The sequence below is a fragment of the Bacillus sp. RB3 genome, from assembly GCF_030164735.1.
In the GTDB taxonomy this organism is placed as follows: domain Bacteria; phylum Bacillota; class Bacilli; order Bacillales; family Bacillaceae_G; genus Bacillus_A; species Bacillus_A cereus.
Genome location: NZ_JASNGE010000003.1, coordinates 24,074 through 46,909 on the forward strand (window position 1 = coordinate 24,074; position 22,836 = coordinate 46,909).

Here is a 22,836-nt window from a genome sequence, read left to right on the forward strand (position 1 = left end):
TTGAGTCTTTAAAGTAGCGGGCGAATTTCGTTGTTAATTGTCGGTAAGTCGATATATTTCAATAATCGCTGATATAATGCGAGTTACGGTCGATATAATTGAGAAATCGCCGATATAATTCAAGTTATGGTCGATATATTTGGAAAATCGCTGATATAATTTTATTTACAAAGGTTACTCTAACGGGTAACCTTTTCGTATTGTACAAATTGGATAGACTAGTTTACAATCGAGCGTATAAAAGGGGGAGTAAAATGAAGCGCATTTCAATTTTAATAGTGGATGATGAGGCAGAAATTGCTGATTTAATTGAGATACATTTAGAAAAAGAAGGGTACCACGTCGTGAAGGCAGCAGACGGGGAAGAGGCTGTTCATATTATTGAAACGCAGCCAATCGACTTAGTGGTTTTAGATATTATGATGCCGAAAATGGATGGGTATGAAGTGACGCGTCAAATTCGCGCGAAGCACCATATGCCAATCATTTTCTTAAGTGCGAAAACTTCGGACTTTGATAAGGTGACAGGTCTTGTATTAGGCGCAGATGATTATATGACGAAACCTTTTACACCGATTGAATTAGTTGCGCGTGTAAATGCACAATTACGTAGGTTTCTTACATTAAATCAGCCGAAAGTAGCGGAGAATAAATCTGCTTTAGAGATAGGCGGAGTTATTATTGATCCTGAGCGAAGAACAGTGAGCGTCTATGGAGAGCAAATTGAGTTAACACCGAAAGAGTTTGATATTTTATATTTATTAGCGAGCCATCCGAAGAAAGTGTATAATGTGGAAAATATTTTTCAGCAAGTATGGGCAGATGATTATTATGAAGGCGGAAATACAGTTATGGTACATATTCGTACGTTGCGGAAAAAGCTTGGGGAAGATAAAAGAAAGGATAAATTAATAAAAACAGTGTGGGGAGTAGGTTATACTTTCAATGGCTAATATGATGAAAAGTTTTCGATTTAAAATGATTGCCTTATTTGCGTTAAGTATGGTGCTTGCAGCAACTGTAACTTATATAATTTATAAAGGATTACAGCTGTATTATAAAACGATGGTTCGCTACGAAGAGCCTTTAGCGCAATTTAGGTCAGTGGTAAGGGAAGTTGGAGACATTAACTTCTTTTTAATTTTCTTTATTCCGTTATCTATTATCTTTTTCTTCTTTTTGACAAAACCGTATTTAAAGTATTTTAGTGAGATTTCTAACGGGATTCATCATCTTGCGAACGGTAACTTTACGAATAAAGTTCAAGTTTCATCAAACGATGAGTTTGGAGATATCGCACGTGAAATAAATGTTGCGAGTGAAAAGTTAAAAGAAGCGGTGGAAAGAGGAGACTTTGCTGAAAGTAGTAAAGATCAGCTCGTTGTAAACTTAGCTCATGATTTAAGAACTCCATTAACATCCGTGTTAGGGTATTTAGATTTAATTCTTAAAGATGAGAATTTAACAAAAGAACAAATTAAACATTTCTCCACAATTGCATATACGAAATCGCAAAGGCTCGAAAGTTTAATCGATGAGTTATTTGAAATTACACGTATGAATTATGGCATGCTAAAGCTGGATAAAAAGCCGATTGATATAAGTGAACTACTTATACAGTTAGATGAGGAATTGTATCCTTTATTAGAGAAACATCATTTACAAGCTAGGTTGAATATTGATCCTCATTTGCCAATTAACGGTGATGGAAAATTGTTAGCTAGAGTATTTGAAAACTTGTTAACAAATGCCGTTCGATACGGATATGATGGGCAATTTGTTGATCTGAATGGGTATATCGATAATGGAGAAGTTGTCGTACAAGTTATGAATTATGGAGACAGCATTCCAGAAGAAGATTTACCGTATCTTTTTGATATGTTTTATACAGGTGATAAATCGAGAACTGAGAACCGTGGCGGGACAGGCCTTGGACTGTTTATTGCGAAAAATATTGTTGAGCAGCATAACGGTACAATTTCTGCTGAAAGTAATGTAGTTAGAACAATGTTTGAAGTGCGATTGCCAAAAGACGAGAACTTAACAATTTAATAAAAATTTAAACTTTACCCCACTTTTTATTTTAATAGTTTTTTCTATTCTATACGTAAGTTACGTTAAGGAGGAACTAGAAATGAAAAAGTGGGTATTTATTTCTTTTTTTATAGCATGCACAGTATGTGTAGGCTTTTATATATCACCGTTATTTCAAAAGGAAATCAATGTTAAAGTTGTCGGAAAAGATGAGCTAGTAAAGGCGGCAAATACCGAGAGGAAAGAGATTACGAAGGAACAAATTTATAAGGGTGATTTATTATTAGTTAATAGGGATTATCCAGTAAAAAAAGATAGTATTAGGTCTGATATTATAAATGTAAATCATAATAGTGAATTAGTAAGAGGCTACGTAATATTTGATAGAAATCTTCGTTTATCAAAGTATGTTGTAAAAAAGTTTTTGAACGTTGTCGATGCGGCTGGAAAAGATGGCGTACAGCATTTCTTAATGAGTAGTGGGTATCGAGATTTTAAAGAACAAAGTAAATTATATAAAGAAATGGGATCTGATTACGCGCTTCCAGCAGGATATAGTGAACATAATTTAGGATTATCACTAGACGTTGGATCAACGCAAAAGAAGATGGAGAAAGCGCCTGAAGGAAAATGGATCGAAGAGAACGTATGGAAGCATGGCTTTGTATTACGTTATCCGAAAAATAAAAGTAACATTACTGGAATTCAATATGAGCCATGGCATATCCGTTATGTTGGCCTACCTCATAGCGCAATTATGCAAAAAAAGAATTTCACACTAGAGGAATATTTAGAGTTTTTAAAAGAGGAAAAAGAGGTTTCAACTGAAGTAGAAGGTAAGAAATATACTGTTTCTTATTATAAAGTTTCTGAGAATACGAAAGTGAACGTTCCAGCAAACAAGCAGTATGAAATTTCCGGGAACAATATGGATGGGGTTATTGTGACGGTTCAGGAATAGAGAAAAAGGCTGTGCCATTTGGGACAGCCTTTTCTTATATAAGAAAGGAATTGAAGTTTTTTTGTCGGTAAATCGATATTCCTTGTCGAATCGTTGATATATTGTAAGTTATGATAGATATAATTGAAAAATCGTTGATATATTGTAAGTTATGATAGATATATTCAAAAAATCGATGATATAATTTCCTATACTATTACCATTTTGGAGGAGCATCTTTTTATTCACTTTCAAACATTATAACGTTATATTTACTTCCCCCTTTTTTTGTGTTACGCTAAACGTGTGAAAGACATATAAAATGAAACTTTAATGTAAGCGTATTCTTATGGCTTCTTATAGAAAAGGGTGGAAGTACAATGACAGAACGATTCGTACTACGTAATGTAAAACGTGTGAACGGGGAAGAGATTGACATTGTAATTGAAAATAATAAAATCGCACAGGTGACGAAAGCTGGTGCTGGCGAAGGTGGAAAGGTTCTTGATTACTCAGGTACTTACGTATCGAGTGGTTGGATTGATTTGCACGTTCATGCTTTTCCGGAGTTTGATCCGTATGGCGATGAGGTGGATGAAATTGGCGTTAAGCAAGGGGTAACGACAATTGTTGATGCGGGTAGCTGCGGAGCTGATCGTATTGCAGATTTAGTAAAAAGTAGAGAGCAGGCAAAAACGAATTTATTTGCCTTTTTAAATATTTCTCGTATCGGTTTGAGACGAATCGATGAATTATCCAATATGGAATGGATAGATAAAGAGAAAGTAATAGAAGCAGTAGAAAAGTATAAAGATGTAATCGTTGGGTTAAAGGCGAGAATGAGTAAAAGTGTCGTTTGTGATAGTGGAATTGAACCGCTTCATGTTGCACGCTCTTTATCTCGTGAAACATCATTACCAATTATGGTACATATCGGTTCAGCGCCTCCTCGCATTGAGGAAGTTGTACCTCTTTTAGAAAAAGATGATGTCATTACACATTACTTAAACGGGAAAGAAAATAATTTATTCGATGAAGAAGGCAAACCGCTACCTGTATTACTAGATGCAGTGAATCGTGGTGTTCATTTAGATGTTGGTCACGGTAATGCTAGTTTTTCTTTTAAAGTAGCAGAGGCGGCGAAGCATCACGGTATTGCTTTTAATACAATTAGTACAGATATTTACCGGAAGAATCGTATACACGGTCCCGTGTATAGTATGGCTCACGTTCTTTCGAAATTCCTTTACTTAGGTTATCCGCTAGAAGAAGTAATTGACGCGGTTACGAAAAATGCAGCAGAGTGGCTGAAAAAACCAGAGCTTGGCCGCATTCAAGAAGGAGATATTGCAAACTTAACTTTATTTACAGTGAAAGATGAGAAGGTTACGTTAATTGATTCAGAAGGGGATCAGCGCATTGCTGAAAGAAGGATTGATACGAAAGGGGTTGTAATCAATGGGTCATTCATTGAATGCTAAGTACGGATTAAAAAGAGTAATTAATGCGAGCGGTAGAATGAGTATTTTAGGTGTATCCGCTCCTACAGATACAGTTATGGATGCGATGAAACATGGTGGACAAAATTATGTGGAAATTGCTGATTTAGTAGATAAAGCGGGAGACCATATTGCGAGAATTCTAGATTCAGAGGCAGCGGTCGTTGTGAACTCAGCATCGAGTGGCATTGCGCTTTCTATCGCTGGTATCGTGACGGAAGGAAATCGCCGTAAAAGTGAAAGACTTCATCAAGAAGTAATCGCGAAAAACGAAGTAATTATGTTAAAAGGTCATAACGTTCAATACGGTGCTCCAGTTGAAACGATGATTTATTTAGGCGGCGGTAAGCCTGTTGAAGTGGGTTACGCAAATGAAGGGAAAGCAGAGCATATTGAAGATGCAATTGGTGAAAATACAGCAGCGATTCTGTATGTGAAATCACATCATGCAGTGCAAAAAAATATGATTTCTGTTGAAGAAGCATGGGAAGTAGCGCAGCGAAATAACGTACCACTTATCGTTGATGCGGCAGCTGAAGAAGACATTCAAAAATATGTGGAGTATTCAGACCTTGCCATTTATAGTGGTTCAAAGGCAATTGAAGGACCTACTTCTGGTATTGTTGGCGGTAAACGAAAATATATCGAATGGCTGAAAGTGCAATTACATTGCATCGGAAGAAGTATGAAAGTTGGGAAAGAAACAACTTTCGGCTTACTTCAAGCGCTTGATGAGTACGGCGTAAAAGAAGATAAAAGTGAGCAAGAAAAAGAATTGCTACAAGTACTTATGCCGCTAAAAGAATTAAAAGGTGTAAATGTAACGATCGTTCAAGATGAAGCCGGAAGAGCAATCTTTAGAGCACGTATTCATATTAACGAAAAAGAGTTAAATAAATCGGCAAAAGACGTTGTGACAGCATTACGCGAAGGGGAAATCGCAATCTATACACGTGATTACGGAGTAAGACAAGGATTCTTTGATATTGATCCACGTCCACTTCAAGGTGATGACATACATGTAATTGAAGAAAAATTGAGAGAAATTGTAGGGGGAAACTAAAATGACAAATATTCAAAAACGTTTTTATAAAGGCCGCGTAGCATTAAATGTATTAGCGAACAATACCCGAAATGCGAAAGATATTTTTGAAGCAGCAGAAGGGTATGTAGTAGTGGGGGTATTATCAAAAGACTACCCAACAGTAGAAGAAGCCGTTACAGCGATGAAAGCATACGGAAAAGAAATTGATGACGCTGTATCAATCGGACTAGGAGCAGGAGATAATCGCCAAGCGGCAGTTGTAGCTGAAATTGCGAAGCATTATCCTGGCAGCCATATTAACCAAGTGTTCCCTTCAGTTGGAGCGACACGTGCAAATCTTGGCGAAAAAGATAGCTGGATTAATAGTTTAGTATCCCCAACAGGAAAAGTGGGTTACGTAAATATTTCTACTGGTCCAATTAGCGCAGCTGGAGAAGAAAAAGCAATCGTTCCAATTAAAACAGCAATTGCACTTGTACGTGATATGGGCGGAAATTCATTGAAATACTTCCCAATGAAAGGTTTAGCTCATGAGGAAGAATATCGCGCAGTTGCGAAGGCTTGTGCAGAAGAAGGATTTGCATTAGAGCCAACAGGCGGAATTGATAAAGAAAACTTCGAAACAATTGTAAGTATTGCGCTTGAAGCAAACGTAGAGCAAGTTATCCCGCACGTGTACTCTTCTATTATTGATAAAGAAACTGGCAATACGAAAGTAGAAGATGTTCGTGAATTATTAGCAGTCGTGAAGAAGTTAGTTGATCAATATGCGTAAGAAAATTGCAGCATTTGGTGAAGTAATGATGCGCCTGCAAGTACCAGGATATGAGTTATTGTCGCAAGCTAACACATTAAATTACTCCTTTTCTGGTACAGGTGTGAACGTGGCAGCGGCACTTTCTCATCTCGGGCATGAAGGCTTTCTTATTTCAACTTTACCAGAAAATTCGGTTGGAGATGCTGCATTATCTTACATTCAAAAATTAGGTGTGCAAACCTCACTTGTTTCAAGAGATGGCAAATATGTCGGCATGTACTTTTTAGAAAATGGATTTGGTGCACGTGCAAGCCGCGTTACATATTCAAATCGATTAGAAAGTAGCTTCAATACGGCATGTGAAGACATGTATCAATTTGAAGAAATCACAAAGGAAATTGATATCGTTCATTTTTGCGGGATTACACTTGCGATGAATGATACTGTACGCCATCATATGAAATCTTTAGCGAAAGCAGTGAAAGACAACGGAGGCACTGTCGTTTTTGATTGCAACTATCGTCCATCTCTTTGGGGAGAAGATGGGTATGAGCAGGCGAAACCACATTATGAAGAAATGCTGGCTCTTGCTGATATCGTTATGATGAATGAAAAAGATGCAATGTTCGTTCTTGGAATGAAAACAGAGGAGACGGAGCGAGAAGCACAACTTATTGATCTTATTCCAAAGGTGGCTGAAACATATCATATTGCTACAATCGCTGGTACACATCGCTCTATTAATAGTGATAATACACACTCGCTTCGCGGATTTATATGTAAAGATGGTGCGTTCACTTTTGCAAAAACACTTGCGTTTTCTGTATATGATAGAATAGGTGCTGGAGATGCTTATACGAGCGGGATTATTCATGGCGAGATAAAAGAGTTTGCACCAGAGAAAGCTGTTTCATTTGCGTCAGCAGCTGGAATGCTTGCACATACAATCGTCGGTGATACGCCAATGTCATCAGAGAAGGATATACTTCGAGCAATGACGGCATCAGTAGGTGATGTAGAAAGGTAGTGGGTGTAACGGTGAACGTAACGAGGAAAAAAGGACCATTATATTTACAAATAAAAAATATTATTCGTGATCGAATATTGCATGGTGTATATGCGATTCATACGAATATTCCTTCCGAACCGCAGTTAGAAGAAGAGTTCAAAGTGAGTAAAATTACAGTGCGAAATGCGATTAAAGAACTCGCTCAAGAAGGATATTTGGAAAAGAAAAGCGGTAAAGGAACGAAAGTTATCCGCAATACTTCTGCGACAAAGTTGTCAAAGGGTAAGAAATTTACTGAAGTGTTAGTGGAAGAAGGATATAAAGTACAAAAGAAATTGATAAAAGCAGAAATCGTTCATAATGAAGAAGGAACGGTGCCATTTCGATTATTCAGCAAGGAGAGTTTTCGTATTGAACGTTTATATACGTTAAATGATGCACCTTACATTCATTATACGCACTATTTCTCAGCAGGAATGGCAAGTACAGATTTATCGGACTTTGACTTGCAATCGCTTTATGATTTAGTTGAAGACCGAGGCATTCACTTAGAAAACTTCAGAGATGAATTCGCTGTTGGACTCGCGCCTAGTTTCGTTGCAGAAGCGCTAGGTGAAAAAGAGGGGACAGCGTTATTAAAACGTATGCGCTATTCTTATGATGAAGTTGGCGAAGTAATTGAATATAGCGAAGGCTACTACAATACAGAGATGCAGCATTATGTAGTGAATTATGACGTATAAAAAAGAGGGGATGTTCCCTCTTTTTTTATAAAGTAAAACTTTAATTAGTGGAGGAGGGCATCATCCACTAATTATTAGCTCACACCAATCGGGATAAAAGTAAGGGGAATGAGAGATGGATATATACTTATTAATCGTCACGTTACTTGCGATCACAATTGTTATTTTAGGGGTATCATGGTGGAAATGGCATGCATTTATTAGTTTAACAGTTGCGAGTTTATTTTTAGCTATTATGTCTGGACTGAACTTAACGAAAATAGTGGCTGCCTATGAAACTGGTGTTGGTAGTGTACTAGGGCATTTAGTTGGTATTTTAGCACTTGGAACAATTTTAGGAAAAATGATGTCCGATTCAGGGGCAGGCATGCAAGTTGCAGATTTCTTTATTCGATTTTTCGGGGTAAAAAAATTACCTTGGGCTATGTTATTTGCAGGGTTTGTTATAGGGATTCCCGTATTTTTTGAAGTGGGGATTGTCATTTTATTACCACTCGTTATTTCCATTCGAAAAACGACGAAGCAAAATATATTATTAATTGCGTTACCTGTCATTGCAGGATTATCTATTGTTCACGGGCTCGTACCACCACATCCAGGGGCGATGACAGCAATCGGTATTTATAACGCGAACTTAGGAAAGGTACTTTTATATTCATTAATTATCGCGTTACCAACAGCCATTATCGCAGGCCCAATATTTGCAAAGTGGGTACATAAGAGGGTTATACCTGAAAATGAACCGGAGCTTGTTCGAGTTACGACAGTATCAACTGATTTGCCAAGTCGTAAAGTTTCATTCTTTATTATTTTATTACCAGTTGTATTGATGATTTTATCAGTAGTTGCACCATATATTTCATTACCGGAAAAAATGACTGAATTTTTTGTGTTTATAGGGAGTCCAGTAATCGCCTTACTTATTTCATGTTTCGCAGCATTTTATTTACTTGGTATCAAACAAGGTATTAATAAAAAGATGATTAAAAAATTAACAGATGAAAGTTTATTGCCTGTCGGTTCTATTATTTTAATAATTGGTGCAGGCGGTGGATTTAAACAAATATTAATTGAAAGCGGCGTTGGAACGGCGATTGCGCAAATGGCAGAACATATTTCGTTATCACCAATTGTATTAGCTTTCATGGTAGCTGGATTAATTCGAATTGCAACAGGTTCAGCTACAGTAGCATTAACGACAGCAGCAGGGATTGTTTCACCAGTTATTCAGCACATGTCTGGTGTGAATTTAGAGTTGCTAGTTATTGCAACCGGTGCAGGATCATTAATGTTTTCTCACGTAAATGATGCAGGGTTCTGGCTTGTAAAAGAGTATTTAGGTTTGACGGTGAAGGAAACGTTTAAAACGTGGACGGTACTCGAGACATTGTTATCATTTATTGCATTTGGTTTTGCTCTTTTGTTGAATATGTTTCTTTAGGGAGAAAAGCCCATTTTAATTAATAAAACCCACAGGAGAAATTCAATTTCTCTGTGGGTTTTGCTATTTTTTAATCGTAGTTACTTACAAATATACAGGGCAAGGTGCTTTTTATATCTTTTTTCTATTGTCCTATTATTTAATAGAACGGACATACTGATTTTCTCCATCGTCTTTGACAAAGACTCCTAGCTCATTCAAATCTTTGCGTAAATGCTTCTTTTTTTTCGAGTTTCCTTCTCGAAGGGCATTTCGTCTTTCATACAAAATAGTATTTATGCTTTTATTAAATCGCGCATCCTCTAATTTCCATAAGCTATACTCATGTTTATAAGGATCTTGTTCCACCCAGGGGAAGCCGTGCATTAAGAAAGTATCTTTAATTTTGCTTGGGGTAATGTCAGATGTTTCACGTAACCATTCTCGGTCTTCTTGATCAATGATAACCACTTGACGCTTATCTACAAAAACGGCTTTTACATTTGATCTGGTGATTTGTTTCTTTTGATCGTCCTTATTCACGTGAATGCTTTCCGAAGTAATGTTCATTTTTAAAGCTTCACTATAAATAATTAAAGAAAATAAAATTCCTGCAATAACACCAATTAGCATGAGGATAATAGGAAGCCAGAAGGGATTAATAAAATTTAAAAGTTCTATAATTTTTGAATCAGAAAAGAGAGGAATCTTTTTTATAATCTCTATTAATTTAGGTGAAAAATATCCAATAACGCTTAAAAGGATTGGACTTACTATAGCAAGTAACTTTTCTAAAAAACCTAATCCAATGACAGATGCCTTTTTCATGTGTAGTTCATCCTTTCTTATATATATTTTTTAACCAGGGCATGTTTTAAATAGTGAGTTTTTTCACCATTTTTATGAGCTCATCTGAGTAATTTTCTATGGATATAGATGAATTTGCCTTCAACATTCTTTCTTCGATTGCTCCTAAAATAAATGAAGCTAATGTGTCGGTTTGAAAAGAGTTAGAAAACACACCATTTTGTTGTCCAGTCTTCAAAATATCTAATAACATCGTTCTAAGAGCATCCTCTTCGTCGTCTTCGATTCTGTAATAAGGAATGTTCTCTTCATTTCTTGCATTAAAGACAATCTCAATTAAGGCAATATTATTTTTGTAATGAGTTTCTTGATAAGCCAAGTGTGCTTCAATAAAAGCCTCTAGTTTATTTATTTCAGATTGAGCTAATAGTACTCGATTACTAATAAATTCATGTTGTTTGGCAACTAAAAATTGTAATGTACGGTTCATAAGGTAAAGCTTATCATTAAAATGATAAGAAATAAGTCCGGTACTAATCTTAGCCTTTTTTGCCACCTTCGTTAAGCTCAAGTTGTTATATCCAACCTCTTCTAATGTATCAATACATGCAAGAATAATTTGTTCACGCCTAGCCTCTGCAATAAAAGAATCAGTCATGCTATTCAACTCCTGATTTATATAATTTGAATGTATAATCAAAAAATTGATTGATCGTTCAATTAAATATTAGTAAGAAATTATTAGTATGTCAAATGTTTTATACCTACATCTTGATAAGGCTCATTTTCTGAAACAAGCCCGTTTTTAGGTAAGCCAAGCTTCCTATTCGCCCTGAAAACATAATATAAATGGAATCCCCTCATTTAGAGCAAGGTGAACTTGTTATGAATGATACTAAAGGAGGAATAGGGTAATGAGCGAAAAGTGTGAACACAGACATGATGATTGTAACCGCAGACATGGTTGCGGAGGCGGTTTTGCGCTTCTAATCGTATTGTTTATTTTATTAATTATCATCGGTGCTAGCTGCTTCGGCGGCGGCGGTTGTGGTTATGGCGGTTACGGCGGCTACGGATATGGTGGCTACGGCGGATATTGCTGCTAATTATTAAAAACTATTGAAAATGGCCTTGTGCAATATGCACAAGGCCATTTTATTCATATTTTTATATGCTGTGATAATTTATTAATGTACAGAGAACGGATTAAGAAGAAGAAAATAATCTCGATAATCCCGAAAAAGGTGAGTACGATACATGTCTCTTTTAGTAATGAGAAAGAAAACATGCTTTGTAAAAACTTAACCGCAAATAACGTGTGAACACCAGCAACGATGTAAGGAACGAAAAATAAAATTCCTAATTGAATGGTAGCAGAGCGATACATTTCTGATTCAGTTAAGCCAAGCTTTGTAATCGTAATATACTTTTGTCTTTCAGTTGTTAAGTCATTATACATACGGAAGTATAAAACACTAGCCGCACCGATAAAGAAAATAAAGCCGAGAAATGCCCAAATAAAGAATTGAGCAACTGCATTTCCTTTACCGTAAATGAGTTCATCCGTAGCCGTATGTATGAAGAAAGGAACTTGAGCGTTCTCTTCTGTATGCTTTTCGTAGAACTCACGCGCATCGCCACTAATAACACGTAACATATTTTTGGTTGGAACGATTGCATTTTCCCAGTTTTCTACGAAGTAGTTATAGATTACAGTTGTTTCAATATGAGGAATCATATTATCAAATACATAATCTTGTACGACAGCTAAATGTGGGAATGCAAAGGATGGTTCGATTCCCTTATTAATAAACCCTTTAATATGAAATTCTTTTTTATTAGACCCGAGTGTAATCGTATTTTGCTTTGCAAATGGATTAGATACGAGATCGAGAAGTTCTGGTGAGTGGCGAGAAATAATATACACTTCTGTAGAATCAATTGTTATTTCCGGTCTTTTCAATTGTTTAGCAATTGCGTTATAATCACTCATCTTCATAAGCATAATATCTTCTTTGGAAGCTGTATCTTTTAATACTGTAAACTTATATTTTTTGTAAAGAAAATTATTAGTTGTAAGCTCCGTTTCAATTGTAGAAATATGCTTTTGTTCAAGGGAATTGTCACCTTCTGATGTATACGTGAAGGGAACGGGATATCGCTCTAGTACTGATGCCTTCGTATTGTTATTAGCGGCGAATAATCCAATAATAATCGTAAATGCAAGTGCAGATAGCATAGAAACAATAAAGAGTACATTAATATTACTGCGTGTACGAGAAACTAAATCTGAAATCCATAACATATTTATTTGTTTCAAATAAAACTTTCTGCGCTTCTTTAAAATATAGATGAAAAGAAGGAATGTTTGTGAAAAGAATAAATATGTCCCGACTATTACGAGCGGTAAAATAGATAACATAATAAAAAAGACAGATCCATTTTGCACATTTTTTTCCGTTACGTAGCCTCGCGGATAACCAGCGATATAATAGCATAGCCCTAAACAAATTAAAGCGAATAAAGAGATGAGTATAGATGGTCTTTTTTCAGCTGGCATTTTCTTGTTCCCTTTAATGAGGTGGGCTGTTTTTCGAGTACGAATAAACATTGGTGTAAACGTAGAAACGATTAAAAATAAAATGATAAACGTTACGGTTGTAACGATAATCGCTTCTGTTGGCCAATATAAATAGAGACCTTTCGCACTTGTTAATTTCGAAGTGACTAATAAGAAAAAGTTAGAAAATACAAGTCCACCTTGAATGCCGATAAAGATAGACAATATCCCGATTATCATATTTTCAGTAAATAACAGTCTCTTTAATTGTCTCTGTGAGATACCAAGAATAGTGAGTATCCCGAATTGCTGCTTCCGAACATTTAAAAATGTTCCAATTGAATATAAGAGAAAGAAGAACGAGAACATAACGATCACAAGTTGTGCTGTACTAGCTAAGTTCATTAGAGGATCACGTTCTTGAAAGCTTTGTACACTCTGTAAGCGCGGATGATACGCGTATACAGTAAATGAAAAGAAAACCATGATAGAAAAAGCACTACTTACAAAGTAGGCGAAATATGCTTTCGAATTACGTGAGACATTTTTAAATGCGAATTGCCAAAATGTCATCCACGTCTTCCTCCTAATAACGCTAGAACATCTAATATTTCTTGATAAAATTTCTCGCGATATAATCCGCGGTGTAGTTCATTGTAAAGCTCTCCATCTTTAATGAAAATAACACGGTTACAATAACTTGCTGCAAACGGATCGTGCGTAACCATTAAAATCGTTGCATCTTCTTCTTTATTTAATTTCGTAAATAACTCCATTACGTCAATTGCCGCTTTTGAATCTAAGTTTCCTGTCGGTTCATCGGCTAGTAAGAGAGAAGGGTGATGAATAACAGCACGTGCTACTGCGGTACGCTGTGCTTGTCCCCCAGAAACTTCAAAAATACGCTTGTCCAAAATATGATCAATTCCAAGCTTTTTTGAAATGTTATCAAGCTTTTCATCCATTTCTTTTAATGGAACATTATCTAATGTTAAAGGTAGTACGATATTTTCACCGATTGTTAGTGTATCTAGTAGGTTAAAGTTTTGGAAAACAAATCCTAACTCTTGTCTTCGGAAAATAGCTAACTTCTCTCTACGAAATGTGTGCGGTTTTTTTCCGTTAATTACGACATCACCAGAAGTCGGAGAATCGATTGTAGAGATAACGTTTAAAAATGTAGATTTTCCGCTACCAGATGGTCCCATAATGGCAACGAATTCCCCTTTATCCACGTGTAAATTTATATTTTTTAAAGCAGTATGAGGGACTTTCCCCTCATATACTTTTGAGACGTTTTTTATGTGTAATACTTCTTCCATAGTAATCACCTTTCTACTTTTTAAAACTTAATGTGTTGTGATAATTTTTGCATATAAAAGGAACGAATTAAAAGGAAAAATAAAATTTCAACTGTTCCAAAAATCAACAGTACGACTGTAATTTCAGCGAAGAACGAGAGATGTAATATTTCTTGTAGCATCTTTGTCGCAAACATCGTATGGATTGATGCCATAATGTAAGGTACGAAGAAAAGAATCGCAAGCTGAATTGTCGCTGAACGTTTCATTTCAGTCTCAGTTAAGCCGATTTTCGTAATCGTTATATATTTTTCTTGTTCATTTGTTAAATCTGTATACATCCGGAAGTAAAGAACACTGCCAGCACCGATAAAGAAAATAACTCCTAGGAAAGTACCAATTAAGAAGAACGAAGCGACATTTAGTTTTGTCTTATATAGAGAATCGCTCGCTTCACTTGCATGGAAAGGTGGATGCTCTGCTTGAATTGCTGCATTATCGTTATGGATTTTTGTTATAAACGATGAACCGATATTATGTGCTTTTTCCCAATCTGTAACTTTGAAGTTATATACACTCATTTGTTTGGAAACGGTGGATAAGGCTTCTACATTTTCATCAGATAGTATGAGTAATTGGTATATTAAGCTGTTTGGGAATGGGCTATAACTTTTATATTCTTTCACTTGTAGTTGTAAATTGTTTTGAGTAAGTGTAAGAGTATTTTTCTGTTCTTTATTATGGAGCGTTCCAATAACTTGATCATCTAAGTCTTTCATAAGAATATAAGATTCATTCTTATTGACCGTGAGCGTTTCCCAATTTAAAGCCTTAGCAAGTACATTATAGTCACTTTGTTTAATGGCATAATAGAGCTGCGTGTTATCTTCAGCTGAAGATACTTCATATATATCTGTTTTAAATTTTGTATAAGTAAAGTGCTCTTCATTAAATTTCTGCTCTAACCAGTTTAAATGTTCATCAGCTAACGTATTTTCAGTATGCGATAAATAAGTAAACGGGAAAGGATTTTGTCTAATCGCATCAAACTTTGTAAATTTCCCGAAGCCATATAAGAATGTAATCATTGTAAAAGCGAGCGTCGATAGCATCGCTACAATAAAGAGCATGTTAATGTTTGTCCGAATACGTGATGCTAGATCTGAAATCCAAAGCATATTAATTCGTTTCATATAAAACTTTCTTCGTGTTTTTAAAATACGAATAAGTAAAAAACTAATTTGTGAAAAGAAAAAGTATGTTCCAGCTGCAATAAGCGATGGGATGACAAATATACTAGAGACGGCATATAAAAGCCCAATTATGTCACCTAGCGACATAAAATACAGCGGATTTGCGGCTAACGCATATCCACATATTAAACAGGTCGCACCAAATAGAGAGATGAGCACGGATGCTTTTCTTTCTTTTTGTTGTTTTCCTTCTTTTAAAAGACGTACGGCTTTTCTCGTACGAATGAGCATCGGTGTAAAAGATGATACGAGAATGAAGAGGCCGAGAAAGATGATGATAGTTAAAACGATAGCACTTGTAGGCGGATATAAATATAAACCAGGTACGTGTGTAATTTTGGCGGTAACTAACAAAAAGAACTGTGAAAAGACAAGTCCAAGTTGAATGCCAAAAAATATAGAAAGAGCACCAATTAACATATTTTCTATAAATATGAGTCGCTTTAATTGTTTTTGAGATATGCCAAGCACTGTTAAAATCCCGAACTGTTTTTTTCGTACTTTTAAAAACGTCCCGATTGAATACAGTAAAAAGAAAAATGAAAAGAACACAATGACAACTTCTGAAATTGTCATTAATATGTTCAGAGAAAAATTCACGTCTGTCATATGCAATTTAGGATGAAATAAATAAACTGCAAATGAGAAAAAGATTGCGATGGAGAACGCACTGCTTACAAAATAGGCGAAATAAGCTCTGGCGTTTCTTGTGACGTTTTTAAATGCAAACTGCCAAAATGTCATTCACCTAAACCTCCTAATAGGGTGAGGATGAAAAGAGTATGAGAGATACTCTTTTCATCAAGTTTGTTTTAAATATTTTGTCCACTCGTGTAATGTGATAATTTTTGCATATAAAGTGAACGAATGAATAAGAAAAATACGATTTCAACGAATCCAAAAATAATAAGAACGGCTGAAACTTCTTTGAACAGAGATAAACCAATTACATCTTGTAGCATTTTTGTTGCGAACATTGTATGAATGGATGCCATAATGTACGGAATGAAAAATAAAATACTAAGTTGAATGGTTGCAGATCGTTTCATCTCTGTATCTGTTACACCGATTTTAGAAATCGTTATATATTTCTCTTGTTCGTTCGTCAAATCCGTATACATTCTAAAGTAAAGAACGCTACCAGCTCCAATGAAGAAAATAACTCCTAAAAATGTCCCGATTAGGAAGTACGCGGCACTACCTGATGTTATTTTGTATAACGATCCTGCTGATTCAAAGGAACGAATAAGAGGCCCTTCATACTGGTATTTATTTCGATCTTTTTGCACTTTTTCTATAAAATTATCAGCAATTTCATATGTCTGTTCCCAGTTTTGAATTTTGTAATTGTATGCTGATATATGTTTTACGGTGTTAGGTAAGTTATTTACGATAACATCAGGCAACACTATCGTTTGATATGAAAAGTCAGATGGGATTGCGTTTACATGCTCATAGCCTTTAACTCTTAATTTCGTATTTGTACTAGAGAGTGTAATGTAATCTCTATTGTAGCTTTGCTCAAATTCGTTGAATATGGTGATATAAGATGTCCCTGTTAACACATATGCTTCGTTATCATCCATAAATAGTTGTTTCATTCGTAAAGAATTCGCAAGTTTGTTATAGTCACTTTGCTTAATTGCGTATACGTCATTATAAATAGCTATATCTTTATCTTCTTTTAGTGGTGTTTCATATATATCAGCTTTTATTTTTTGATAAGGGAAATGCTCTTTTTGTAATTGTTGCTCAAGCCAATTTAAATGCTCTGTAACAAAAGGGTTCGCATCATAAGAGAAATAAGAAATTGGGAAAGGGGAAGTTCTATTCACCTCTAGCTTAATAAATTTCCCGAATCCATATAGGAACGTGATCATTGTGAAAGCAATTGTAGAGAGCATCGCTACAATAAAAAGCATATTAATATTCGTCCGAATACGGTTTGCTAAATCTGAAATCCAAAGCATATTAATCCGTTTCATATAAAATCTTCTTCTTTTCTTTAAAATATAAATCAGTAAGAAACTAATTTGAGAAAAGAAAAAATATGTTCCTATTGTAACAAGCATTGGGATAACGAAAATACTCGAAACCATATATATAACACCGATTTGCGGGCTTACTGATACGAAATATTTAGGATTTCCAGCTAACGCATAACCACTAAATAAACAAATCGCACCAAATAATGAAACAAGTATGGATGGTTTTCTTTCTTTTTGTTTTCCACCATTTGTTTTTAAAAGGTGTACCGCTTTTTTTGTACGAATAAGCATTGGTGTGAATGCAGATACAATGATAAAAAGACTAAGGAAAACAATGGTTGTTAAAATAAACGCGTTAGTAGGACTGTATAAATATATTCCTGGAACATGCGTAAGTTTGGCTGTTACTAATAAGAAAAATTGAGAAAAAACAACTCCAAACTGCATGCCGAAAAAGATAGATAAAATCCCGATTAACATATTCTCCATAAAAACAAGACGATGTAATTGTTTTCTCGATATTCCTAAAATGGTCAAAACACCAAATTGTTTTTTTCTAACTTTTAAAAAAGTACCAATGGAATATAGTAAAAAGAAGAAAGAGAAAAATATAATTACTACTTCTGAAAATATCATTAATCCTGAAATTTCAGAGGTCATGTCAAAGTTTTGTAATTTAGGATGAAACAAATAAACAGCAAATGAAAAGAAAACAGCAATCGAAAAGGAACTGCTTACAAAATAAGCAAAATAAGCTCTGGAATTACGTGTTACATTTTTAAAGGCAAACTGCCAAAATGTCATAATACATACCTCCCGCTAGAAGGAAAATATGTAGTTGTATTGCAAAAAATGTATGAGAGTGTGTTCTCATACATTTTGCCTGCATATGTTACGATCATGCTTCGGTCACCTTCTCCGTATGTTCTGCTTGATTATTTGCAGCGTTGTGGAAGATGATTTTAATCGTCGTTCCTTTACCAACTTCAGAATCTAGTTTGACAGAGTGACCTAAATAATCACAAATTTTACTTACAATATAAAGCCCCATACCAGTAGATTCTCCGAATGCGCGACCGTTTTTCCCAGTGTAAAATGGTTCAAATACTCTTCGAATATCTTCTTGCGGAATACCAACACCTTCATCGCGAACTTCTAAAATAATATCTTTTCCGTTTCGGTAAGCAGATAAGAATACTTTCTTTCCGCGTTCCCCAGAGTAACGAACAGCATTTGTCATTAACTGATAGATGATAAATTTTAGCCATTTTGCATCAGAAGCAACTTTTAAATCAGAATGGACTTCTAAAACAGGGAAGACACCATTACGAATGAATAGTTCTTTTAATCCGTTAATATTTTTTGTTACCGTATCTTTTAATGAAATCGTCTCGACATGGAAATCTTCATGGAAGTTATTTAACCTAGCCATGTATAAAGCCATATCAAGCCCTTGGTTTAGACGCTCTAATTCTTTTTTAAACTTTGGAATTAAATGCTCGTCTTCCATTTCTAGCACCATAAGCTGCATAACAGAAACAGGTGTCTTCATTTGATGTACCCAGTGGTTAATAAATAATTGATGTTCTTGTTGTTTTACTTCATACGATTGTAGTTCTTTTTGGAAGAGGCGGTACTGCGTACGCACGAGTTCATTGACACCGTGAGGCATCGGAGCAGTTGCTCTTTCAATAAACGCATCTTCCATTTTTTCTGGTTGCTCGCTTAATCTATGGTACATTCTACGATTGCGAACGTAACGGTAAGCGAGGAAACAAATAAATAAATATAAACTTAAAACGACGAAGTAAAATTTATTGTTTTGAAATCCATCTACTGCATCATAAAGAACGAAAATGATACCAAAGTTTAAAACGTACAGTAGGAAAAATGCAAAATGATCACGTAAAAATAGCTTCATGCTTATTCACTCCAAGTTGCGTTAAAGCGATATCCAAGTCCACGTACTGTTTCAATAGAGTTCTCAATACCAAGCTCATTAAACTTTTTACGAAGACGCGTAATGTTTACGTTTAATGTATTTTCTTCAACGAAGCTTTCGTCATCCCAAAGTGCAGCTAATAAATCTTCACGGCTTGCTGTACGAGGGAATTTAGATAATAACATTTCAGCTAAAATAGCTTCTTTTTTCGTTAAAAGAACTTGTTCAGATCCGAAGTGAATTTCAGGACGTTCTGGGAATAGTTTTAAACCTTCTACTTCAACGATACGTTCAGAAATATTTGGTGCATAATCACCGTAAATACGGCGTAATTGTCCTTTAATTTTTGCCATTACAACGTCGTAGTGGAATGGTTTTGTAATGTAATCATCCGCACCGCTTTCAATTGCCATAATTTGTTCCATCTCACCAGCACGCGCTGAAATGAAAATAATTGGACAAGTAGATTCATGACGAATTTGACGGCACCAGTAGAAACCATCGAATTTCGGTAAGTTTACATCAAGTAAAACAAGATGTGGTTTCACAGCGTTAAACGATTCCATAATATCATCGAAATTCTCTGCAACAACAGCTTCATAACCGTACTTCTGAATGTGAGATTGCAGTAATGATGAAATATTTGGATCGTCTTCAACGATTAAAATTTTATACATATGTATATTCCTCCTCAGAAAAACAATTGTAGCTATAGTGTATCATGTGTTTCAAGTCTTTTCATTATGTTGAAAGATAAGCTAGTAAACAGTATAGGATAAAAGTGAGAAAAGTAAAAAGGGCCTCGTATATAATTGACAATCAACTGAAATCATTTTAACATTTAGATAAGTATCTAAATGTCTAATTATCGAAAGGAAGAAAGACATTGAATCAAGCATTCAAAGCATTAGCAGATCCAACAAGGCGAAAAATTTTAGACTTATTAAAAGAAGGGGATCTAACCGCTGGTGAGATCGCTAAACATTTCAATATGACAAAACCAAGTATTTCACACCACTTAAATGCACTTAAAAATGCTGAACTTATTCAAGATGAAAAGAAAGGACAATTCGTTATGTACTCTTTAAACACAACGGTCTTTCAAGATTTATTGACTTGGGTGTTTACATTTACGAATAAGGGGGAAGAGGGGAAATGAAAAAACATCTTTTTGCAATCTTATTAATTGTTATAACTTGTTTAGCTTGGGCGTTTGCTTGGCCACATTTGCCGGATACAATTGCAACGCATTGGAGCGGTGGTAAGGTAGATGGATATTCTTCTAAATTGTATGGAATGATTTCTATGATTGGAATTATGATTGTTTTATATATTTTTCTAAACGTGTTACCAAAGATTGACCCAAAGAAAGTAAATTACGAGAAGTTCTCTAAAGCTTTTATGATGATGAATAACGGGATACTACTGCTACTATTTGTAGGGAATATAGATATTATTACAAGTGGATTAGGATACAACTTATTCATTAATCGTGTGCCGGAATTATTAGTTGGTATTTTATTTATAGTCATCGGAAACTATTTACCACAATGTAAACCAAATTACTTTGTAGGTATAAAAACACCGTGGACATTAAGTAACGAGGAAGTATGGAGAAAGACACACCGTTTTAGCGGAAAGGTGTTTGTTATATTAGGAATTATTATGATTCTAAGTGTTTTTGTACCAGTAACGTGGAAATCTTTCGTAATGGTTGGAATTATTATTGGTGCAGTAGGATTAACAATGGGATATTCATATATTGCTTATAAAAAAGAAATAGGGGCCTAATAAAAAATTATGGGGGAGAGAGGATGAAAAGACACGTATTACCATGGAGTTTAATTATTGGCATTGCAATTGGATGGTATATTGTATGGCCATATTTACCAGAACAAATTCCACGCCATTATAATGCAGCAGGAGTAGTAGATGGATATTTTTCTAAAGTAGAAGCAAGTTCTGTTTCAATAGGAAGCATGATGTTGCTGTATTTGATATGGCTAGCTCTTGGGTATATTGACGTAACGAAAGATAAGTATAAACAGCATGCTAAAGTCCTTTCCGCAATCCGTTATGCTATTCTTTTGATAGGATTCGGCTGTAACTTATTTGCGCTATTAGCAGCGTCTAATTATATTGCATCGGGCTCAATTGCATTTAATTTTGGACTTGGAACATTGTTTCTTGTACTAGGTAATTACATGCAACAAACGAAGCCAAACGGGTTAGTAGGCATTCGAATGGACTGGACATTAGAAAATCCTGTAGTTTGGAGGAAAACACATAGATTTGCTTCGAGGGTATTTGTAATAGGTTCACTTTGTATATATGTCGGGGCTTTGCTTCCAGATCCATTTAATATTTTTATAGGGATTGGAATCATATTAATATGCATTATCGTATCAACAATAAAGTCATATAGTATTTATAAAGAAGAGTTGAAAATGTAAATGTAAATAAAGCTGCTTTTCCTTTTAGGGAAGAGCAGCTTTGTTTTTTATCACTTCTTCAAAACCGGTATCCAAATTTCACTTTTAAAGTTTGGAGAAGATATATCTTTCTGTTCATTCCACAATATTTCCGGTCCTTCCGCTAGTTCATAGTTCGAAGAAGGGAACCATTCAGAATAAATACGTCCCCATACATTTTGTAATGCATCAGGAAATGGACCGAAAGCTTCGAATATAGCCCATGTTGAAGCAGCGACTTCAAGTTGCGCGAATTGCTCTGGGCAATCTTTCGTTGTGGCTACTCCAATGTAGTGATCGAGTTCGCCTTTTTCCTCCATTCTTCCTTCAGAAAAGTTAGTAGAAGCACTAATGATTCCACTCGGTTCCATGTTTGAAAGTGACTTTAACGTTTGAATGGACTCTGGGTTTAAACTTTTCCACATAGAAGTGATTTCTTCATTTACACCGTTAAAAACGATTGGTACTCGTTTTGTAATACCTATAATTCGAAATGGCTCTTTTTCTTCAATTCGATAGTTCATTTCATTTCCTCCTTGAATGGATAATTGGAAGGTCATTGGTGAATAAGCCTTCAAAGAATGGCTACTATTTCGGGCCTCTGAAGGTGTTATACCGTGCAAGTTTTGAAATGCACGAGCGAATGAATCTGGTGAGTTGTAGCCATATTTTATAGCGACATCAATGACTTTTGCATCGCTATTTTTTAGTTCAAAGGCAGCGAGAGTAAGACGTCTACAGCGAATATAATCAGATAGTGATATACCTGCTAAAAACGAAAACATTCTTTTAAAGTGATACTCAGAACAGAGAGCTAGCCTCGCAACTTCTTTAAAATCAATTTCATTCGTAAGGTTATCTTCAATATAGCGCATAGCAGTATTCATATTTTTAAGTGAATCCATATTATGACCTCCTCTGTACATAGAATAGCAGGAACGAAATAGCTCCACCCGACATTTCGTGCACAACTTTGTAGGGGACATTTTTAACCTTACAAAATTGTAATGTTCCTGTAAGGAGAATGAATGGATGGTATGATATCCCAATGTTATAGTAACAAAGTA

22 protein-coding genes are annotated in these 22,836 nt (G+C 35.3%); 13 read left to right on the plus strand and 9 right to left on the minus strand.

The genetic code is table 11. The annotated features are described in order from the left end of the window. Positions 1–254 precede the first annotated feature (254 nt). The 9 genes from QO049_RS05460 (at position 255) to gntP (ending at position 9,468) form a co-directional block, all read left to right on the plus strand. On the plus strand, positions 255–953 hold the full coding sequence (locus QO049_RS05460; protein WP_098020776.1) for a response regulator transcription factor: 699 nt from the start codon (positions 255–257) through the stop codon (positions 951–953). After that, positions 946–2,052: a HAMP domain-containing sensor histidine kinase gene (locus QO049_RS05465; RefSeq protein WP_000002610.1), complete on the plus strand. Its 1,107-nt coding sequence runs from the start codon at positions 946–948 to the stop codon at positions 2,050–2,052. Before QO049_RS05460 ends, QO049_RS05465 begins: the two co-directional genes overlap by 8 nt. 82 nt (positions 2,053–2,134) lie before the next feature. Then, entirely contained in the window at positions 2,135–2,995 is an 861-nt protein-coding gene (locus QO049_RS05470) for a M15 family metallopeptidase (RefSeq protein ID WP_246961475.1), read from the plus strand. A gap of 359 nt (positions 2,996–3,354) precedes the next feature. After that, positions 3,355–4,455: an amidohydrolase/deacetylase family metallohydrolase gene (locus QO049_RS05475; RefSeq protein WP_284489199.1), complete on the plus strand. Its 1,101-nt coding sequence runs from the start codon at positions 3,355–3,357 to the stop codon at positions 4,453–4,455. Next, on the plus strand, positions 4,433–5,536 hold the full coding sequence (locus tag QO049_RS05480; RefSeq protein WP_246961471.1) for a DgaE family pyridoxal phosphate-dependent ammonia lyase: 1,104 nt from the start codon (positions 4,433–4,435) through the stop codon (positions 5,534–5,536). Before QO049_RS05475 ends, QO049_RS05480 begins: the two co-directional genes overlap by 23 nt. 1 nt (position 5,537) lies before the next feature. Continuing rightward, on the plus strand, positions 5,538–6,293 hold the full coding sequence (gene dagF, locus QO049_RS05485; RefSeq protein WP_246961469.1) for a 2-dehydro-3-deoxy-phosphogluconate aldolase: 756 nt from the start codon (positions 5,538–5,540) through the stop codon (positions 6,291–6,293). Then, entirely contained in the window at positions 6,286–7,302 is a 1,017-nt protein-coding gene (locus tag QO049_RS05490) for a sugar kinase (RefSeq protein ID WP_229163724.1), read from the plus strand. The genes dagF and QO049_RS05490 overlap by 8 nt, the downstream gene beginning before the upstream one ends. Further along, on the plus strand, positions 7,302–8,027 hold the full coding sequence (locus QO049_RS05495; RefSeq protein WP_246961467.1) for a GntR family transcriptional regulator: 726 nt from the start codon (positions 7,302–7,304) through the stop codon (positions 8,025–8,027). The genes QO049_RS05490 and QO049_RS05495 overlap by 1 nt, the downstream gene beginning before the upstream one ends. A gap of 115 nt (positions 8,028–8,142) precedes the next feature. Continuing rightward, on the plus strand, positions 8,143–9,468 hold the full coding sequence (gene gntP / locus QO049_RS05500; protein ID WP_097999326.1) for a gluconate permease GntP: 1,326 nt from the start codon (positions 8,143–8,145) through the stop codon (positions 9,466–9,468). A 135-nt stretch (positions 9,469–9,603) separates the two neighbouring features. On the opposite strand, the gene QO049_RS05505 is transcribed toward gntP, so the two are convergent. Further along, positions 9,604–10,275, minus strand: a complete 672-nt coding sequence (locus QO049_RS05505) for a YqeB family protein (protein WP_246961465.1) — start codon at positions 10,273–10,275, stop codon at positions 9,604–9,606. A 46-nt stretch (positions 10,276–10,321) separates the two neighbouring features. Beyond that, positions 10,322–10,912: a TetR/AcrR family transcriptional regulator gene (locus QO049_RS05510; protein WP_000132246.1), complete on the minus strand. Its 591-nt coding sequence runs from the start codon at positions 10,910–10,912 to the stop codon at positions 10,322–10,324. 256 nt (positions 10,913–11,168) lie between these two features. On the opposite strand from QO049_RS05510, the gene QO049_RS05515 reads away from it, so the two are divergent. Next, entirely contained in the window at positions 11,169–11,360 is a 192-nt protein-coding gene (locus QO049_RS05515; RefSeq protein WP_001290390.1) for a YjcZ family sporulation protein, read from the plus strand. A 53-nt stretch (positions 11,361–11,413) separates the two neighbouring features. Here the strand turns inward: QO049_RS05515 and QO049_RS05520 are convergent, their stop codons facing one another. The 6 genes from QO049_RS05520 to QO049_RS05545 all read right to left on the minus strand — a co-directional run bounded on the left by QO049_RS05520 (position 11,414) and on the right by QO049_RS05545 (position 19,975). Then, positions 11,414–13,387 carry an FtsX-like permease family protein gene (locus QO049_RS05520; RefSeq protein ID WP_246961462.1) on the minus strand — a complete coding sequence of 658 codons (1,974 nt, stop codon included), beginning with the start codon at positions 13,385–13,387 and terminating at the stop codon, positions 11,414–11,416. Then, positions 13,384–14,136, minus strand: coding sequence for an ABC transporter ATP-binding protein (locus QO049_RS05525; protein WP_000393250.1), 753 nt, complete (start codon positions 14,134–14,136; stop codon positions 13,384–13,386). The genes QO049_RS05520 and QO049_RS05525 overlap by 4 nt, the downstream gene beginning before the upstream one ends. A 20-nt stretch (positions 14,137–14,156) precedes the next feature. Beyond that, positions 14,157–16,112 (minus strand): ABC transporter permease, encoded by a 1,956-nt coding sequence (locus tag QO049_RS05530; protein WP_000144973.1) that lies wholly within the window; start codon positions 16,110–16,112, stop codon positions 14,157–14,159. Positions 16,113–16,180: 68 nt separating this feature from the next. After that, positions 16,181–18,160 carry an ABC transporter permease gene (locus QO049_RS05535; RefSeq protein WP_246961460.1) on the minus strand — a complete coding sequence of 660 codons (1,980 nt, stop codon included), beginning with the start codon at positions 18,158–18,160 and terminating at the stop codon, positions 16,181–16,183. 94 nt (positions 18,161–18,254) lie between these two features. Further along, positions 18,255–19,277: a sensor histidine kinase gene (locus QO049_RS05540; protein WP_000765341.1), complete on the minus strand. Its 1,023-nt coding sequence runs from the start codon at positions 19,275–19,277 to the stop codon at positions 18,255–18,257. Between the two features lie 2 nt (positions 19,278–19,279). Continuing rightward, positions 19,280–19,975, minus strand: coding sequence for a response regulator transcription factor (locus QO049_RS05545; protein ID WP_000276738.1), 696 nt, complete (start codon positions 19,973–19,975; stop codon positions 19,280–19,282). Positions 19,976–20,184: 209 nt separating this feature from the next. On the opposite strand from QO049_RS05545, the gene QO049_RS05550 reads away from it, so the two are divergent. Genes QO049_RS05550 through QO049_RS05560 form a run of 3 tightly spaced genes read left to right on the plus strand, consistent with a single transcriptional unit; the run spans position 20,185 to position 21,751 of the window. Then, positions 20,185–20,457 (plus strand): autorepressor SdpR family transcription factor, encoded by a 273-nt coding sequence (locus QO049_RS05550; RefSeq protein ID WP_098508076.1) that lies wholly within the window; start codon positions 20,185–20,187, stop codon positions 20,455–20,457. Next, the gene (locus QO049_RS05555) at positions 20,454–21,089 is read left to right on the plus strand and encodes an SdpI family protein (protein ID WP_226604557.1); all 636 of its coding nucleotides are present in this window, start codon (positions 20,454–20,456) and stop codon (positions 21,087–21,089) included. Before QO049_RS05550 ends, QO049_RS05555 begins: the two co-directional genes overlap by 4 nt. A gap of 23 nt (positions 21,090–21,112) precedes the next feature. Continuing rightward, a complete protein-coding gene (locus tag QO049_RS05560; protein WP_246961458.1) occupies positions 21,113–21,751 on the plus strand; it encodes an SdpI family protein in 639 nt (212 codons plus the stop codon). A 50-nt stretch (positions 21,752–21,801) separates the two neighbouring features. Here the strand turns inward: QO049_RS05560 and QO049_RS05565 are convergent, their stop codons facing one another. Beyond that, positions 21,802–22,674 carry an AraC family transcriptional regulator gene (locus tag QO049_RS05565; protein ID WP_246961456.1) on the minus strand — a complete coding sequence of 291 codons (873 nt, stop codon included), beginning with the start codon at positions 22,672–22,674 and terminating at the stop codon, positions 21,802–21,804. Positions 22,675–22,836: the final 162 nt, after the last annotated feature.